Source organism: Streptomyces sp. NPDC091412, assembly GCF_044756885.1.
GTDB lineage: Bacteria > Actinomycetota > Actinomycetes > Streptomycetales > Streptomycetaceae > Streptomyces.
The window spans coordinates 91627-107690 of record NZ_JBIVTV010000011.1 but is presented as its reverse complement, the minus strand read 5'-3'; the positions used below and the strand labels follow the sequence as shown (position 1 = coordinate 107690).

Below are 16064 nucleotides of genomic sequence, written 5' to 3'. Positions count from 1 at the left end.
AGACCGACTTCATGTCGCCGTGCACGCGGAGGCGGCGACCGACGCGCTGGGCGGTCTCCCGCGACAACAGGCCGCGCACGGACAGTTGGTGGGCGGTGGACCGCGGCTCCTCCCATGCGCTCGATCGGGTGACGCCGCGGTGGGCGGCGACCCGGACACGGCGTGGCAGCCGGGGAGTTACGGCCGCAGGGTGATCCCTGTCGGTACGGCTCCCCGTGGGCCGAGCGCCCCGTCCCGCCGGTCGACGGCCATTGACGGCTGTACCGCGTACGCCTACCGTGCCCTCACCCGCGCGGCGGTCATGTGTCGGTCGTGACGGGTCCCGAGGAGATGGGGGGCAGGGCGATGAAGGCAGTGCTCCAGGAGCGGTTCGGGCCGCCGGACATCCTGCGGCTGCAGGAGGTCGACCGGCCCCCGGCCGGGGCCGGCCAGGTGCTGGTTCGTGTGCACGCCGCCGCGCTCAACCCCTACGACTGGCACATGATGCGCGGCGACCCCTACGCGGCGCGGCTGATGGGAGGCATGGGACTGAGCCGTCCGAAGTACCGGGTGGCCGGCATCGACGCGGCCGGAGTGGTGGAGGCTGTCGGCGCCGGCGTAGGAGGGCTCCGGCCCGGCACTCCGGTACTGGGCTTCTGCGCGGGGGCGTTCGCCGAATACGCGTGCGCCACGGCGGAGTTGGTGGTGCCCAAGCCCGAGCGTCTGTCATTCGAGCAGGCTGCGGCCGTGCCGATGGGGGCGGTGACCGCACTGCGCGGCATCCGCACGGTGGGCCGGGTCCGGGCCGGGCACCGGGTGCTGGTCAACGGGGCGGGTGGCGGCGTGGGCACCTTCGCCGTTCAGATCGCGGCCGGCCTGGACGCGGAGGTCACCGGCGTGTGCAGCGCTGGCAGCACCGAACTGGTGCGCTCACTGGGCGCCGCGCACGTCATCGACTACGCCCGCGAGGACTTCACCGACGGACGCGCCCGCTACGACGTGATCCTGGACAACGTGGGCAACCTTCCGCCGGGCCGACTGCGTCGGGCGCTCACCCCGACCGGAGTCCTGGTGGCCAACGGCGGCGGCTCACCCGGCCGGGTGTTCGGGGCGATCGGCTCCATGCTGAAACTGGCCGCGGTCAACGCGGTCACCCGGCACAGCCTGCGCCCGATCATCCCGGCGACCCCGGGCGGTCCGGCCCACGAGGACCTGCTCGCGGTGACCGCGCTCATCGAGGCCGGTCAGGTCACTCCCGTGGTCGGCCGGACCTACTCCCTGGCCGATACGGCCGAGGCCATGCGCCATGTGGAGGAGGGCCACTCCCGCGGCAAGACCGTGATCACTGTGCGCTGACGCACGGGCTGCCGGTCCTGCACGGCTCCCCGCAGCCCTGCGACCGAGCGCAGGAGGTCCTCGCCCAGCGACAGCAGGCGCGCTGCCGACAATGCGGTGGTCCGTATACGGAATCGCTCACCCGTGCCCACAACGGTCGCGGCTTCCGCTGCCAGGACACCGAGGGGCTCCCGCTGAGGGGCCCGGAGCAGCTCGCCGGCCCGGTGGCTCAGGGCGGGATCACCCGGCCCGCCCCCCCGTGCAGCCGACCCTGTCCCCGCCCCGTCCCGTGGCAGCCGTACCGGCCGAGGGGGTGGCGGGTCTTGGGGGCGGTCGCGGGTGGGGGTGATTGCTACAGCGCCGCGGTCCAGCCGCCGTCGACCGTCAGGGTGTGGCCGGTGACGTAGGAGGACGCCTGGGAGGCCAGGAAGACGACTGCGCCGCTGAGGTCGCTCGGCTCGCCGACCCTGCCGAGTGGGATGTGGTCGCGAACGATCCGCTCTTCTGCTTCGGGAGTGGGGAGTAGGTCGGAGGTCATGTTGGTGCGCATGTAGCCGGGGGCGATGGAGTTGACGCGGATGCCGTGCGGGCCCCATTCGTATGCCATGTTCCTGGTGACGTGGACGACGGCTGCCTTGGAGGCGTCGTATACCGAGGAGCGCTCACCGTCCACCACCAGACCGCCGATGGAGGCGAGGTTGATGATGCGTCCGTGGCCACGGCGGCGCATGGCCCGGGCGGCGCGCTGCGCGGTGAAGTAGGTGCCGCGGAGGTTGATCGAGAGGGTGGTGTCGAACTCCTCCAGGGTGGCCTCCAGCGCGCTGTTGCGCAGTGAGACGCCCGCGTTGTTGACGAGGATGTCCGGGCTGTAGCCGTTGGCCTCCAGTGTGTCGAAGGCGGCGTCGATGCTCGCCTTGGAGGTGACGTCGAGTGCTAGGGGGATGCAGTCCACTGCGTGTTCTTGCAGGCGGTCGCAGGCGGTCTTGGCGGCCTCATGGCTGACGTCCGAGGTGATCAGCCTGGCTCCGGCCCGGCCGAGTGCCAATGCCTGGGCCAGGCCCAGGCCGCCGGCCGCCCCGGTGACCAGGGCGGTCTGGCCGGTGAGGGAGAAGAGGGAGTGCACGGTGGCGTCGCTGCCCCGCATGGGCGGGTCCTTCCTAGAGTCCGTAGTCGGTGAGGATGGTGACGACCTGCTGGGAGTCGTGCAGTACGTGCTCGCGGATGTGCGCGTCGGCGGTGGCGGCGTCGCCCTCGGCGATGGCCGCGGCGAGCGGGCGGTGGTCGACGCCGGTCCAGTCGGGGGTCTGCACCACCTTGGAGCAGAAGTACCACTGGCGCAGTGCGAGGTTGAAATGGATCTCGGCGGTGGTGATCAGGTAGTCGTTCCGCGTCATCCGGTAGACGCTGCGGTGGAACTCCGCGTCCAGGTCGATGCATTCCTGGAGATCGGTGGTGCCGAACTGCCGCTCGGCGAGGGCGACCAGGTCGTCCTTCTCGGCCTTGGAACCGCGGGTGCAGGCCAGGGTGGCGGCCAGGCCCTCGAGTTGCAGCCTCAGTTCCATCACGGAGCGGGAGTCCTTCAGCGCGATCTCGGTGGCGAACGTTCCGCTGCGCGGGAAGATCACGACAAGCTGCTCGAACTCCAGTCGCCGGATCGCCTCCCGTACCGGCGAGGCGCCGAGCTGGAGGCTGCTGCGCAGTTCCGCCTCGCTGAGCCGCTCGCCGGGCATGATCTCGCACCTGACCAGCCGTGAGCGCAGGGCCGCGTGGGCCGACTCACTGAGCAGGTTCGCTGATCCGGCCTCGGCTTTGGCCGCATGCTTGCCAGGGACGTACGCAGGACGCACTGTGTCCAACCCTCTCTGTGGGCGGCGCCGCGGGACAGGCCGTCGGCGCCACCAAATGGATGACGGGGAAAGGCTATTCGGCGACGGTGGAGGCCCGCTGCGGCCGCGCTTCCGGACCGTCCGCCAGCAGGTCGTCGATCACTGTCGAAATGCCGTTCTCCACGGTGCAGGCGTAGTCGCCGACGGAGTACTCGCCGCCGAGCACCTCGACGACCTTGAGTTGCACACCGTTGACGCTGAGCGCGGATCCCAGTTCGAGCTCCGCCGGACCGAAGCACTTGCTCCGCAGGACGAAGTCCTTGGAGGTGTCGCGGGAGACGATCTCGAAGGTCCTGAAGCCCGGGCCGTTGGCCTCCGGAAGGGCGTGCACCTGGAGGTGCGGGTAGAGCGCCATGTCGGCCCACGCCTTGTTCGAGTATCCGTCCTGGGGCACCATCGAGATGCCGAAGATCTGCTCGCCCGCGCGCTGTACGGTTCCGGCCACCCGGCTTGCGGAGTCGGTGAGTTGGATCTCCCCGTAATGCTTGGGGTAGCCCCACACCTCCCGGCCGAAGGCCACGCTCCAGGGCTGGTCCTCGTACTCGAAGTAGTAGTTCACCCCGACGTGGTCCCGGTAGCGGACCGGGATGACGACCCCGGAGTCGTAGAAGGAACCCGGAGTCGCGTTGGCGAAGTCCGCGATCTGCACCACGAACCGGTCGTCGGCCAGTTCGAAGGGGGTCGGCTCCAGCAGTTCCCGGAGGTTGTCGGCGTCGCCCTTGCAGTACACCGAGAGGCTGCGCAGGTTCTCCGACCAGTAGGGCTGATCGCCGCTGGGGTATCCGAGGTAGGTGAAGAAGTCCCGGACGTCGTAGTTCTGCTTCATCGTCAACTCCATTAGAAAAAAGGTCAGTCCCGGCCGGCTTCATGGATCCGGCGGAGGAACGTCTTCAACTCCGGGGTGGCGGGCTGGTCGAAGATCTGCTCCGGGCGTCCCTCCTCCAGGATCGATCCCTGGTGGAGGAAGCAGATCTTGGAGGAGATCTCCCGGGCGAAGGACATCTCGTGGGTGGTCATCATCATGGTGATGCCGTCACCGGCCAGTTCGCGGACCAGGTTCAGCACCTCGATCACCAGCTCCGGGTCGAGCGCGGAGGTGATCTCGTCCAGCAGCAGTACCTCGGGACGCATCAGCATGGCGCGGGCGATGGCCACCCGCTGCTGCTGGCCGCCCGAGAGCTGGTCGGGGTAGGCGTCGGCCTTCTCCCGGAGCCCGACCCGCTCCAGCATCACCCGGGCGTCGGCCTCCGCACGCTCCTTGGAGGCGATGCCGGCCCTGACGGGGGTGAGGGTGCAGTTGCGCAGGACCGTCATGTGCGGGAAGAGGTTGTAGCTCTGGAAGACGATGCCCACCCGGCGGCGCAGCCCGACCAGGTCCACACCCTCGCCCGAGATGACGTCCCCGGCGAGCGAGATGCGTCCGCCCTGGATCGGTTCGAGGCCGTTGACGCAGCGCAGCAGGGTGGACTTGCCGGAGCCCGAGGCCCCGATGAGGGTGACCACGTCGTGCCGGGCGACGGCGAGGTCCACCTCGTCGAGCACGGTGTGGTCACCGTATCTCTTGGTGACGCGGTCCAGCAGGACAAAGGGTTCTGTCATGGCTCAGACTCTCTTCAGCTTTGTGCCGGAGCGTGCCAGCAGGTAGTCGACGAAGCGGGTCTGCGGGATGGTGATGAGCACGAAGACGAAGCACACCGCGGTCACCGCGGAGAGGTTGAAGTCGTTCGCCGAGTAGATCTTGGCCTGGCTGAACGCGTCGATGATCCCGACGACGATCACCAGGGCGGTGTCCTTCTGCAGGCCGATGAACTGGCTCAGCATCGGCGCGGCGATGTTCCTGGCCATCTGCGGCAAGATCACGAACCGGTAGACGTCGGGCTGGGAGAGCCCCATGGACAGCGCCGCGGAGGTCTGCCCCTTGTTGATGGACTCGATGCCGGCCCGGTACAGCTCGGCGTTGTACGCGCTGTACGTCATGGCCAGCGCGACGATCGCGTAGACGATCGGGTCGCCCTTGCTGAGCACCGGCACATCGGTGAGCGGGAGGCCGAAGCAGACCAGGTAGATCAGCACGACCGAGGGGATACCGCGGAAGACGTCGATATAGGCGATGCACAGCGCGCGGACCGGCCAGAACCCCTTTCCGGGAAGCAGCCGTCCGACGGCCAGCAGCAGTCCGAAGAGCATGGCGAGCAGCTGGGCGCCGACCGCGATCTCGATGTTGACGACCAGCGCCCCGAAGATGTCGCCGAGGCTCTTGGTCATGTAGGAGACGTTGAAGAAGGTCTTCTGCACGGCGCCGTCGTTGGTGAAGACCAGAAGCCCCACCAGGGCGGCGACGGCGACGAACCCGGTCAGTCCCAGCGAGGAGACCGACGCGTCCCGCGACCGGGAGGCGGCGACCCGCGCCTCGGCGTACCGTCCCTCCTCCCACTCCCGCTCCGACTGCTTGCTGCGGCTGTAGGAGAGGAGGAAGGGCCCGCCCAGCACCAGCACCGGGAGTACGACGCCGAGCAACAGGTGCAGCGGCTGGGAGCGGGTGACCGCGGTGCCCGTGAACTGGTAGCACAGCACGGTCGCCAGCAGGGCGAGGACCCCGGCGGCGCCCAGATAACCGGAGGTGGCCAGCGGGGCGGCGGGCGTGGGCTCCGCGGCGGCGGTCTGCGATCTCATGGCCCCGGCTTTTGCGCCGGGTGCTCTGGTGGCCATGATCACGCGCTCCAGTCCGGCAGCCCGTGGGGGTCGCCGCCGAGGATCGGGTTGAGCCACTTCTTCATGATCGCGTCGAGGGTGCCGTCCTTCTTCATGTCGGCGAGGATCTGGTCCACGACCTTCACATTGGGCGAGCCCTTGGAGAAGAGCGCCGCCACATTGCCGCCGACCGGGTACTTGCCGATCACTTCGAGCTTGCCGCCCGAGTTCGCGGCCCTCGGCATGACGGTGGCGGTGTCGTTCAGCGCCGCGTCGACCTGGCCCGCCAGCACGGCGTTGAAGAGGTCGTCGTTGGAGTTGAACACCCGCACCTGCTTGGGCTTGAGGGTGCTGTTCACGTAGTTCAGCTGCACCGACCCGGCGAGCACCCCGACCGTCGCGTTCTTGATCGAGGACTGGGTGAGAGCGGAGCCCTTCTTGACCAGGACGCCCGTCTCATAGGTGTTGTACGGGGTGGAGAAATCCACCGCCCGGCGCCGCTCGGGGGTGTCGTAGATGTCCCAGAGGGCGAAATCGAAGTTGGACGTCTTGGCAGTCACCAGCGCTTCGAAGGAGGCGTTGACGAGCTTGATCTTCTTGAGTCCGGCCCGGTTGGCGATCTCCGCGTCCAGGCAGTACATGTAGCCGCCGTTGACGGAGTCGAGCGTGTTCCCGCGGTAGCCGGCCGGGTAGGGGAGCGAGGCGGCCACGGTCAGCGCACCGCTTTCACGGGTCTCCATCCTGTGCACCGTCGGATTCTTCGTGACCGCGCAGTCCCCGAAGGGACGTCCCCCCTGCGCGCTCCCCGAACCCTGTGTGCTCGAGCAGCCGGTGAGGGCGAACAGCCCCGCGGCCACCGCGACGGCGCTGCCGCGCCAAAGCGACTTCTTCACTAGAACCTCGTCTCGTGGGGCCGTTTCCGGCGACATCGGAGCAACCGACGCCAAGCCCCCGACGTCAGTGGAATTTCACTGACATGTCAGTGATGTGGGCGTGACGCTACCGAACATCACGCCAGCCTGACCAGACCCGAAGGGAGACTTTTTGCCTGGAGCGGGTACTTCGATCACACCGGTGGTGGCTCCGACGTGCTTCGTCTCTTTCACGCGGTGGCGGCGCGTGCTGCTCTCGTCGCGCCGGGCGGAGTGCTTGACTCCAGGGCAGCGCGGGGCGTTTGGTGACTACTCGTATCGAGGTGCGTCAATACGCAGGCGAGCAGGGCAGGATCCCCGTACCCCTGGTCCGACGAGCTCGAGGCCGTCGTCCGTGAGAGCGTCGGACCGCTCGCCGCCGACGTGGACCGGGCCGACCGCAGCGTGATGTGGACGGGCCTGCGGCTCCTGGCGCGACGGTGACTTCCCCTGGTCGCGCACGTCATCCTCGGCGGGGTGCCGCTGCACGAAGGCGACAACTACATTCGGCTGCTACGTCACTCTGCGGAGCAGGTCAGCGAGGTCGCGGCAGCCTCGGAACCACGTGACGGGCGGTGCCTGCGCGACTGCTTCGCCACGCTCACGTTCGACGCTGACCACGGCACCGGCCACGCGCAGGACATCGCCTACACCCGGACATTCCTGCCTGGACTGAAGAACTTCCACCGCACGGCAGCGCAGAACGACCGGGCGGCGATCTTCACGGTCGATCATTGACATCCTCGTCCCTGAACGGGGGCGATTCCCGCCTGCTGCGCCCATGTTCAGCGGCCCCGGTCAGCGTCGTCCGCCCGCGAGCGGCCAGTCGGCTGCGCCACACGCCCCCGGCACCCGGGGGTATGAAGGCGCGCTGGCCGGCCGACACCGCGTACGTCTACAGCGCCTCGCGGCTTCCATGGTGAGTTCCGGCGGCGAGCCGTTCTGGGCGACACGACGCATGGGGCCAGGCGCTGCCGGCCGACGAGCCGGCCGAGTTCGCCTTCGCCTGGAGGGCCCGCCGGGTGGCCTCGCTGACCGGACGGGCTGAAGCGCCTCCAGGCTGCGTACCCCTGCCCGTGAGCGTGTCCTCGATCAGCTCGACGGCCGGTCCCTGCCTGTTCTGGCCAGTTCGAAGCTGTGGTGAGAAAGCTCGGCCGGGTCAGGCGACGGAGGGGCGCGTCTCCGTCCAGTCGACCAGCAGTCTGCGTTCGGCGAACAGCCACTCGTCGTCCTGCTTGACGAGTTCGTCGAGATAGCGGATGGAGGCGATCATCAGCGTACGCTGCCCGTCCCCATCCACCGACAAGTGATAAGCCAGGCAATAGCTTTCAGCCGTTGCCCGGTCTCCGTCCAGCGAAATCGTGCTCTGCCCGTTGAAGTGAGTGGTGGTTTCGTACGTGTTCAGATTGTCGAAGACCGGGGCCAGAGAGTCGCGGCCGTGCAGCTCCTGAGTCGGCTCAGCAGCCGTGGCGTCCATGAAAGCGAGGAACCGGGTGTCGTCTGTGAAGAGCGCCAGCTGCCCCTTCGCGTCGCGGCGGTCCGCACAGTGGGCATAGGCGTCGATCAGTTCACGGATGGCCAGCCGGTCGGCGGCCTCCTGGGGTGATAGAGCGGAATGGGAAGCCATGTCGTTCTCCCTCGGGTAAATACTTGACGAATGGGTAACAAAAGTCGCGTCGGTGCGATGTTCTGGGCATCGGGAAGGGTGTGTCCGCGCGGCCACACCCTTCCCGTGGATCACGTGAACACCCCTGGCGCCGTGAGCCGTTGATCGCGGAACTCGCGGCGTCCCAGCCGTCTTGCGGGGCAGCGTCAGCGGCTCCGTGGACGTGAGGATCGGCGTCCGGAGGCCGGCGCGTTCGGCGGGCAGGATCCGCCGGATCATGGGTTTGCGGCACCAGTGAAGTGGCGGTCGATCACCCCGTCTTCGTCGCTGTGGCTGCGCTCTCGCCGCCCAATCGGTTGATCTCCGGGCTGTACAGGATCCGCTGCTCGACTGCTCCGGGCCGGGTGACGGCGAGCATGGCGCGGCCGATGTGTTCGGTGGTTGTGGTGTGCCCGGGAGAGAGGCGGCGCAGCAGCGGGTAGAGCCAGGAGGTGAGGGCGTAGAGGACTCGGTACGCCGGCGTCTTGGAGACTGCCCCGTGGAGGGGGCTGATATAGCCGGGGCGGAACATGTACGTGTCCATCGGCATGGCCAGTAGGGCGTTCTCGGTGCGGCCCTTGACGCGGGCCCACATGGTCCGGCCGCGTTCGCTGCTGTCGGTGCCCTCTCCTGAGACGTAGGTGAAGGTCAGTCCGGGGTTGGACGCGGAGACGGCACGTGCGGCGGCGAGGGTGCAGTCGTAGGTGATGCGGGTGTACTCGGCCTCGCTGCGGCCGGCGGAGGAGATGCCGAGACAGTAGAAGCAGGCGTCGTGACCGGCCAGTTGTCCGGAGATGGCGGACAGATCGGTGAAGTCCTGGTGGATGACTTCCCGCAGTTTGGGATGGCTGATGCCCAGCGGGCTGCGGACCACCACCAGCACACGTGTGACGGCGGGGTCGAGGAGACAGGCGCGCAGTACGCCCTGTCCGATCATGCCGGACGCGCCGAAGATGACGACTTTCACGGGCAGACTCCAGGTAGAGGGTGAGGGTTCAGGTCCGCGATACCGCGGTGGCGGTCGACGACGGTGGCGCGCCGGTGCTCACGGTCGAATCCGGCGCCCATGGCGGGCGTGAGCGGGGTGCTGCTCAGGGCAAGCACGGGCAGGAGGTCACGCAGTTCCCCAGCGGGCAGCGCATCGGAGGCGAGGTCGTCTCGATCCGCCCGCCCGCCAGGAAGCCACGGCGCGTCGTTCAGTTCAGCGGGGCGCTGGTCGGGTCTCAGCCGTTGAGCGTGCCCATGAACTCGGGCGCGTAGCGGTCGCCGATGACCACGCCGTGCGGGGCCACCGTCTCGATCGCGGAGAGGTCCTCGGCGGAGAGGGTCACATCGGTCGCGGCGATGTTCTCCTCCAGATAGCGGCGGCGCTTGGTGCCCGGGATGGCGACCGCGCCCTGATGCTGGACCCAGGCGAGGGCCAGTTGGGAGGGCGTGACGTCCTTGGCGGAGGCGATGCGGCGCACCTCGCGGACGACGTCGAGGTTGCGCTCGAAGTTCTCGCCCTGGAAGCGGGGGTCCGTCCGGCGCCAGTCGTTCTCGGCGAAGTCGTCGGGGCTGGTGATGGCGCCGGAGAGGAAGCCACGCCCCAGCGGGGAGTAGGCGACCAGCCCGATCTCCAGTTCGCGCAGGGTGTCGAGCACGCCGTTGTGTTCGATGTCGCGTTCGAAGAGCGAGTACTCGGTCTGGACAGCGGTGAGCGGGTGCACGGCGTGGGCACGCCGGATCGTCTGGGCGGACGCCTCGCACACGCCGATGTGGCGGACCTTGCCCTCGGCAACCAGCTCGGCCAGCGTGCCGACGGTCTCCTCGATGGGCACCTTGGGGTCGATGCGGTGCAGGTAGTACAGGTCGACGTGGTCCATGCCCAGGTGCCGCAGCGAACGATCGAGTGCCCGGCGCACGTACTCGGGCCGGCCGTTCAGGTCGAGCACGTTGCCTTCATCGGTGATCTCCACGCCGGTCTTGGTGGCGAGGACGGCCGCATCCCGGCGCCCGGCCAGCGCCTTGCCGAGGAGCCGCTCGTTGGCGAAGGGGCCGTAGCTCTCGGCGGTGTCCAGCAGGGTGACGCCCAGCTCCAGCGCGCGGTCGATCGTGGCCAGCGCCTCGGTCTCGTCGATGGCGCCGTAGAACACGCTCATCCCCATACAGCCGAGGCCCTGCATGCCGACGGTCAGTCCCAGGCGGCCCAGTGCGCGGTGTTCCATAAGAGTTCCTCCCCAGGTATCTAACTGGATAGATACATACCGTAGAGCGACTGCCCGCGGGTGTCAATAACTAGATAGTTACTTGCTAGGGTGGCGAACATGCCACGGAACTCCAGTGCCACCAAGGCCCGGCTGCTCGACGCCGCCTTCACCGAATTCGCCGCCTACGGCATCGCCGGCGCCCGAGTGGACCGGATCGCCGAGGCGGCGGGTGCGAACAAGCGGCTGATCTACGTCTACTTCGGCAACAAGGAACAGTTGTTCGACGAGGTGCTGCAACGGGCGATGACAGAGGGCGCCGAGTCGGTCCCGTTCGACGTCGAGGACCTGCCCGGATACGCCGGCGCGATCTTCGACCACCTCGTCGCCCGGCCGGACCTGATGCGCCTGCGACTGTGGAGGCTACTGGAACGCCCCTCCGTCGCCGGACTCGAACCGCATGCTTTCCGACGCAAAACCGCGGAAGTGGCCGACGCGCAGCAGCGTGGCGATCTCGCCCCGGAGATACAGCCGGACGATCTCCTGACCATGGTCCTCGCCATGGCCCAGGCATGGTTCTGGGCCGCCGAGGACGTCGACCCCGGACAGGTCAGCCGGTCCTGGTCGCCGGAGCGACTGGCCCTGCACCGCTCGGCAGTCGTCGAGGCCGCCCGCCGGATCAGTCAGAGAACTGCTGAGGGCTCGTAACACGATCCGGTCGTTCGCCGGCAACGTCACCCAGTGCTCCAGCCGGGAAGGTTCGCCGGGTTGCTGTCCCGGCTGTCCGGGGCGGACGCCGGGTCCGTGACGCAGCAGCCGTCGGCCGAGCAGCGCCGCGCGGGCCTCGACGGTCAGCCGCACGCATGCGGCCCGCGAGCGCGCCGAGGGGGCGTCGTCGGACAGCGACACAGACCTCGACGTCGTCCTCATGGGCGGCGGCGCCACGATCGGCTCGGCGCTCGGCGCCGGCCTGGTCGACGTGCTGACGCTGCACCTCATGCCCGTCCTGCTGGGCGCAGGGACGCCACTGTTCCCCGGCGGAGCGCCGCGCACACTGGTGCGGCGAAGCGTGACCTCGACATCGACCGCGACGCACCTGACCTACGACGTCCTCTGACGACGGCGTTGCCCATCTGTACATCGAGTAGTCAACTGCGCCCCGGTGGGGCACCCTTCGTCGTGTGTTTCAGCACTCACTCCTGACCATGTGCGACTCCGTTCACGCGGTGCCGGATGGATCGCCGGCTGATCCGCACCGACCCGCTCAACGTGTCATGCCGGGATCGGAGATGGTCTCCGAGTCGGGTGCCTGGTCGCCTTCTCTGGCGGGCCGAGCAGGTGGGCGGTCGGCTTCCTCGGTGGACACGGGCCGACGGCTGCGCTGGACGGCGACCATGGCCGCGTCGTCGGCCAGGTGTCCACCGGCGTGGGCGAGCAAGTCGGTGCGCAGGTGATGGACCAGCGCGGAGGGGCTGTGGTGGCCCCAGGAGCCGGCGCGCTCGGCCAGCGGGTAGAAGACGCCCTGGGCATCTCGTGCCTCGATCACCCCGTCGGTGTGCAGCAGCAGCGTGTCTCCGGGTTCGAGCGCGAAGGTGTCGACGCGGTAGCGGTGACCGGTCAGCGCGCCCAGTCCCAGCGGTGGCGCGGGGCAGGTGGCGTGCAGTGTGGAGACGTTCCGGCCGTGCAGCAGTACGGGGGGCGGATGCCCGCAGGTGACCATGTGCACCTGGGGCAGCGCGTCGGGGATGTCGAGGATGGCGGCGGTGATGAACGACTCCCCGGCCGCCCCCGCCTCGGTGGAGTCGGTCAGGTTCCAGTACACGCTGTGGTCCAGGTAGGACGCGAGGTCGGGGAGGCTGGCCTGACGGTGTGCGCCTTCCCGGAAGGCTCCCAGCAGCAAAGCGGCGTCGCTGATCGCGGTCAGGCCCTTGCCCATCACATCGCCGATGATCAGCCGGGTACCCGTGGGAGTGCGGGCGGCCGCGTACAGGTCGCCGCCGATCAGGGACTCCTGCTGCGCCGCCATGTACACCGATCCCACCCGCAGTGGACCGATCCGCCGCGGCAGCGGCCGCAGCACCACCCGCTGGGTGGCCTCCGACACCATCCGCACCAGCGCCAGCTCACGGGCGTGCCGCTCGCGCAGATATCGGAAGACGGTCACGATCACCGACACCACCAGCAGGGCGATGAACTGCGAGCCGAAGGACATCGTGCCACCCAGCAGGTGGCCGCTCTGAAGACCGATGACGAGCATGCCCACCACAGTCAGAGCGGCAATCGCCCCGGTGACGAGGGTGGAGGCGAAGGACGCAGCGAGCGCGGGCGCCACGATCAGTAGCGACGGGCCCAGCGGCAAACCATGTGGGGCCAGTACGTCGACCAGCACGATCGCCACGATCAAGCCCAGCGGAAGCGCCAGCAGAGCGTCACCGGCCTGCCGTGAGCGAGGGCGGTGTGAAAGCCGCTGCCGCAGGCGCATATTTTCTACTTACACCCTCCCGGGCGGCTCCGCAGGTGCATGCAGCACCCACGGACCCGGGTGACCGCTCCCGGACGGCCGGTTGCACCCTGCTCGGCGGCCGCGTCGCCGATCTGCTGGGCAGGCGGCGGATGCTCCTCACCCGGCTGGGCTTCTTGTCGCGGCAGCGATGGAGAGAACCTGCCGCGGCCGCCGTCTGCGCCCTCGCGTGGAGACGGTCGCGACCAGGCCCTGGGGCGGGCATCGTGCCCGTCTCACTGCACGGGTGCCGCGTCGGCCTGGAGGCGGCCGGCGCCGTCCGGCGCGCCGGGGAGGGCCTGTTCGGTCCAGATGATCTTGCCGCGGGGGGTGTAGCGGGTTCCCCAGCGCTGGGCGAATTGGGCCACGAGGAACAGGCCGCGTCCGCCCTCGTCGGTGGCGGTGGCCCTGCGCAGGTGGGGAGAGGTGCTGCTGCCGTCGGCAACCTCGCAGATCAGGGTGCGGTCGCGCAGCAGGCGCAGGCGGATGGGCTCGGTTCCGTAGCGGATCGCGTTGGTGATCAGTTCGCTGATGATCAGCTCGGTGGTGAAGGCGATCTCCTCCAGGCCCCACACCTCGAGCCGGCGGCCGGCACCGTCGCGGACACGGCGGACGGCCGCGGGGTCCCGTGGCACGTCCCAGGCCGCGACCTGGGTGGGGTGGAGCAGGCGGGTGCGGGCTACCAGCAGGGCGATGTCGTCGCGGGGGTGGTCCGGTCGCAGGGCGTCGAAGACTGCCTGGCAGGTGTGCTCCGGATCGCGGGCCGGGGTGTGCGGGGGTTCGGTGAGGGCCTGCCGCAGCAGGGCGAGGCCGGTGTCGATGTCCCGTTCACGTGTCTCGATCAGGCCGTTGGTGAACAGCACCAGGCTGGACCCTTCCGGCAGCCGCAGTTCGACGGTTTCAACGGGCAGGCTGCCGCCCAGGCCCAGGGGCGGGGAGCCCGGTATGTCGGGGAGGACGACCGTGCCGTCCGGAAGGACCAGGGCGGGTCCCGGATGGCCGGCCCTGGCCAGGGCGACCTGTTGGTCCACCGGGTCGTAGATGGCGTAGAGGCACGTGGCCCCGGTGACGTCCTGCTCACCCTCTGGCCCGTCCTGGTCGATCCGGGTGACCAGCTCGTCGAGACTGCCGAGCAGCTCGTCGGGGGGCAGGTCGAGGGCCGAGAAGTTGTGCACCGCGGTGCGCAGGCGCCCCATGGTGGCGGCGGCGTGCAGGCCGTGGCCGACGACGTCACCGACCACCAGGGCCACGCGGGCTCCGGACAGGGGGATGACGTCGAACCAGTCGCCGCCCACCCCGGCCTGGGCGGGCAGGTAGCGGTGGGCGACCTCCAGCGCGTTCTGCTCGGGCAGAACGCGGGGGAGCAGGCTGCGCTGCAAGGCGACGGCCACGGTGTGTTCGCGCGTGTAGCGGCGGGCGTTGTCGATGCACACCGCGGCGCGAGCGGCCAGCTCCTCGGTGACCGGGAGATCTTCTTCCTCGAACAGGCCGCTGTGCTCCGAACGCCAGAAGGTGACCAGGCCCAGCACCACGCCGCGGGCCTTGAGCGGCACGCTGATCAGCGAACGGAGCCCCAGATCGGGCACCGGACGGGCAAGCTCCGGTACCCGCGCGACCCAACTGGGGGAGACGGTCAGATCCCGCTCCAGCACCGCGTGCCCGCCGGCCAGGGCCATCGCCATCGGGGTGGCCGCGTCCCGGACGACGCGCTCGCCGGCCGCGGGCAACGGAGGCCCCTGCCTCACGCCGCGGCACGCGATGCGGAGCAAACCCGCCGTGTCCCCGGGCTCGGCGCCGTGCAGCACGGGCTCCAGCAGCTCGACGGTGGCGTAGTCGGCGAAGCGGGAAGTCGCGACCTCGGCGACCTCCTCCGCGGTGCGCTTGACGTCCAGGGTGGTGCCTATCCGCATGCCCGCCTCGTACAGCAGTCGCAGCCGCTGCTGGGCCCGCTCGGCCCTGCCCACGAGCGCCCGCAGCTCGGTGGCGTCCCGCAGCGTCACCGCACAGCCCGCCTGTCCGCCGTAGGGAGCGGTGGGCCTCACGTTCACGGCCAGCAGCCGTTCCCCCGCGAAGTGCATCTGGTCGGTGACCGGACGGTCCGCCGTCAGCAGGTCGACCATGCCCGGATCCAGCCCCAGGGCGGCGATGGGGCGCCGCTCCACGTCCGGGGGCAGATCCAGCAGCCGCCGGGCCTCGTCGTTGGCCAGCATCAGCCGCCCGTCTCCGGCGGTGATCAGCACGCCTTCCCGGACGGCGTGCAGCACGGCGTCGTGGTGCTCGTACATGCGGGTCACCTCCGCCGGGCCGAGGCCGTGAGTCTGCCGGCGCAGCCGTCGGCTCACCAGCGCCGATCCGCCCGTACCCAGGGCGAGCGCGACGGCGGCCGCCCCCAGTACCACCGGCACCTGCCGCTTCACGACCGCGTTCACGCGCTGGACGGTGATCGCGACGGACACCGCACCGACGATCTTCCCGTCCGCCCGGATGACGGGCACGCCCGAGTCCACGGCCGGGCCGCGGGAGGTGGTGAAGGTTCTCGTGACGGTGAGGCCCTGGACCGTTTGCTGCTGATACGGGCCGATGACGCGCTTCCCGATCAAGGAGGGATCGGGGTGGGTGATACGGATTCCGTCGCGGTCGAAGACGACGACGAAGGCGACGCCGGTCTGCTTACGTACCTGCTCGGCACGCGGCTGCAGGATCGCGGTGGGATTGCGACCGGTCAGCGCCCGCGCCGTCCCCGGTGCGCTCGCGAACGTGTGGGCGACCGCCAGTGTGCGAGCACGGGCGTCCTGCAGGCTGTCGCGCTGGGCCTGGAGCACCAAGGCCGCGACCACGGCAATGACCAGGGCGGCCACGACCGCCGCCTGCAGCAGGAACACCTGCCCGGCGACGCTGCGCCCAAGCCCCCGTACACGCGACCACCAGGAC

The 16064-nt window shown here is 69.5% G+C and carries 14 protein-coding genes and 1 pseudogene; 4 read left to right on the top strand and 11 right to left on the bottom strand.

What is annotated here, in order from left to right:
* Nucleotides 1–345: 345 nt before the first annotated feature.
* On the top strand, nt 346–1335 hold the full coding sequence (locus ACIQMV_RS24945) for an NAD(P)-dependent alcohol dehydrogenase (protein ID WP_402595660.1): 990 nt from the start codon (nt 346–348) through the stop codon (nt 1333–1335).
* A 331-nt stretch (nt 1336–1666) separates the two neighbouring features.
* On the opposite strand, the gene ACIQMV_RS24940 is transcribed toward ACIQMV_RS24945, so the two are convergent.
* From ACIQMV_RS24940 to ACIQMV_RS24915, 6 genes are all read right to left on the bottom strand, one after another.
* Nucleotides 1667–2458, bottom strand: coding sequence for an SDR family NAD(P)-dependent oxidoreductase (locus tag ACIQMV_RS24940; RefSeq protein WP_401771862.1), 792 nt, complete (start codon nt 2456–2458; stop codon nt 1667–1669).
* Nucleotides 2459–2471: 13 nt separating this feature from the next.
* Nucleotides 2472–3161 (bottom strand): GntR family transcriptional regulator, encoded by a 690-nt coding sequence (locus ACIQMV_RS24935; RefSeq protein WP_172633303.1) that lies wholly within the window; start codon nt 3159–3161, stop codon nt 2472–2474.
* A 73-nt stretch (nt 3162–3234) separates the two neighbouring features.
* Nucleotides 3235–4026: an acetoacetate decarboxylase family protein gene (locus ACIQMV_RS24930; RefSeq protein WP_402595658.1), complete on the bottom strand. Its 792-nt coding sequence runs from the start codon at nt 4024–4026 to the stop codon at nt 3235–3237.
* A 23-nt stretch (nt 4027–4049) separates the two neighbouring features.
* On the bottom strand, nt 4050–4799 hold the full coding sequence (locus ACIQMV_RS24925) for an amino acid ABC transporter ATP-binding protein (RefSeq protein WP_141367706.1): 750 nt from the start codon (nt 4797–4799) through the stop codon (nt 4050–4052).
* Nucleotides 4800–4802: 3 nt separating this feature from the next.
* Entirely contained in the window at nt 4803–5873 is a 1071-nt protein-coding gene (locus tag ACIQMV_RS24920; RefSeq protein WP_402595656.1) for an amino acid ABC transporter permease, read from the bottom strand.
* A 38-nt stretch (nt 5874–5911) separates the two neighbouring features.
* Nucleotides 5912–6631, bottom strand: a complete 720-nt coding sequence (locus ACIQMV_RS24915; protein WP_402595654.1) for an ABC transporter substrate-binding protein — start codon at nt 6629–6631, stop codon at nt 5912–5914.
* A gap of 648 nt (nt 6632–7279) precedes the next feature.
* On the opposite strand from ACIQMV_RS24915, the gene ACIQMV_RS24910 reads away from it, so the two are divergent.
* Entirely contained in the window at nt 7280–7540 is a 261-nt protein-coding gene (locus ACIQMV_RS24910; RefSeq protein ID WP_402595653.1) for a hypothetical protein, read from the top strand.
* Between the two features lie 421 nt (nt 7541–7961).
* Here the strand turns inward: ACIQMV_RS24910 and ACIQMV_RS24905 are convergent, their stop codons facing one another.
* The 3 genes from ACIQMV_RS24905 to ACIQMV_RS24895 all read right to left on the bottom strand — a co-directional run bounded on the left by ACIQMV_RS24905 (nt 7962) and on the right by ACIQMV_RS24895 (nt 10654).
* Nucleotides 7962–8429 carry a nuclear transport factor 2 family protein gene (locus ACIQMV_RS24905; RefSeq protein ID WP_402595652.1) on the bottom strand — a complete coding sequence of 156 codons (468 nt, stop codon included), beginning with the start codon at nt 8427–8429 and terminating at the stop codon, nt 7962–7964.
* Between the two features lie 289 nt (nt 8430–8718).
* Nucleotides 8719–9414, bottom strand: a complete 696-nt coding sequence (locus ACIQMV_RS24900; RefSeq protein ID WP_402595651.1) for an epimerase — start codon at nt 9412–9414, stop codon at nt 8719–8721.
* Between the two features lie 256 nt (nt 9415–9670).
* The gene (locus ACIQMV_RS24895; protein WP_402595649.1) at nt 9671–10654 is read right to left on the bottom strand and encodes an aldo/keto reductase; all 984 of its coding nucleotides are present in this window, start codon (nt 10652–10654) and stop codon (nt 9671–9673) included.
* Between the two features lie 99 nt (nt 10655–10753).
* Here ACIQMV_RS24895 and ACIQMV_RS24890 point away from each other — a divergent pair, with 99 nt between their 5' ends.
* Entirely contained in the window at nt 10754–11341 is a 588-nt protein-coding gene (locus tag ACIQMV_RS24890) for a TetR/AcrR family transcriptional regulator (protein ID WP_401771846.1), read from the top strand.
* A 157-nt stretch (nt 11342–11498) separates the two neighbouring features.
* Nucleotides 11499–11750, top strand: a pseudogene (locus ACIQMV_RS24885) (dihydrofolate reductase family protein); the annotation flags it as partial.
* Nucleotides 11751–11897: 147 nt separating this feature from the next.
* Here the strand turns inward: ACIQMV_RS24885 and ACIQMV_RS24880 are convergent.
* Nucleotides 11898–13115 (bottom strand): PP2C family protein-serine/threonine phosphatase, encoded by a 1218-nt coding sequence (locus ACIQMV_RS24880; RefSeq protein ID WP_402595647.1) that lies wholly within the window; start codon nt 13113–13115, stop codon nt 11898–11900.
* A gap of 254 nt (nt 13116–13369) precedes the next feature.
* Entirely contained in the window at nt 13370–16015 is a 2646-nt protein-coding gene (locus tag ACIQMV_RS24875) for a SpoIIE family protein phosphatase (RefSeq protein WP_402595646.1), read from the bottom strand.
* Nucleotides 16016–16064: the final 49 nt, after the last annotated feature.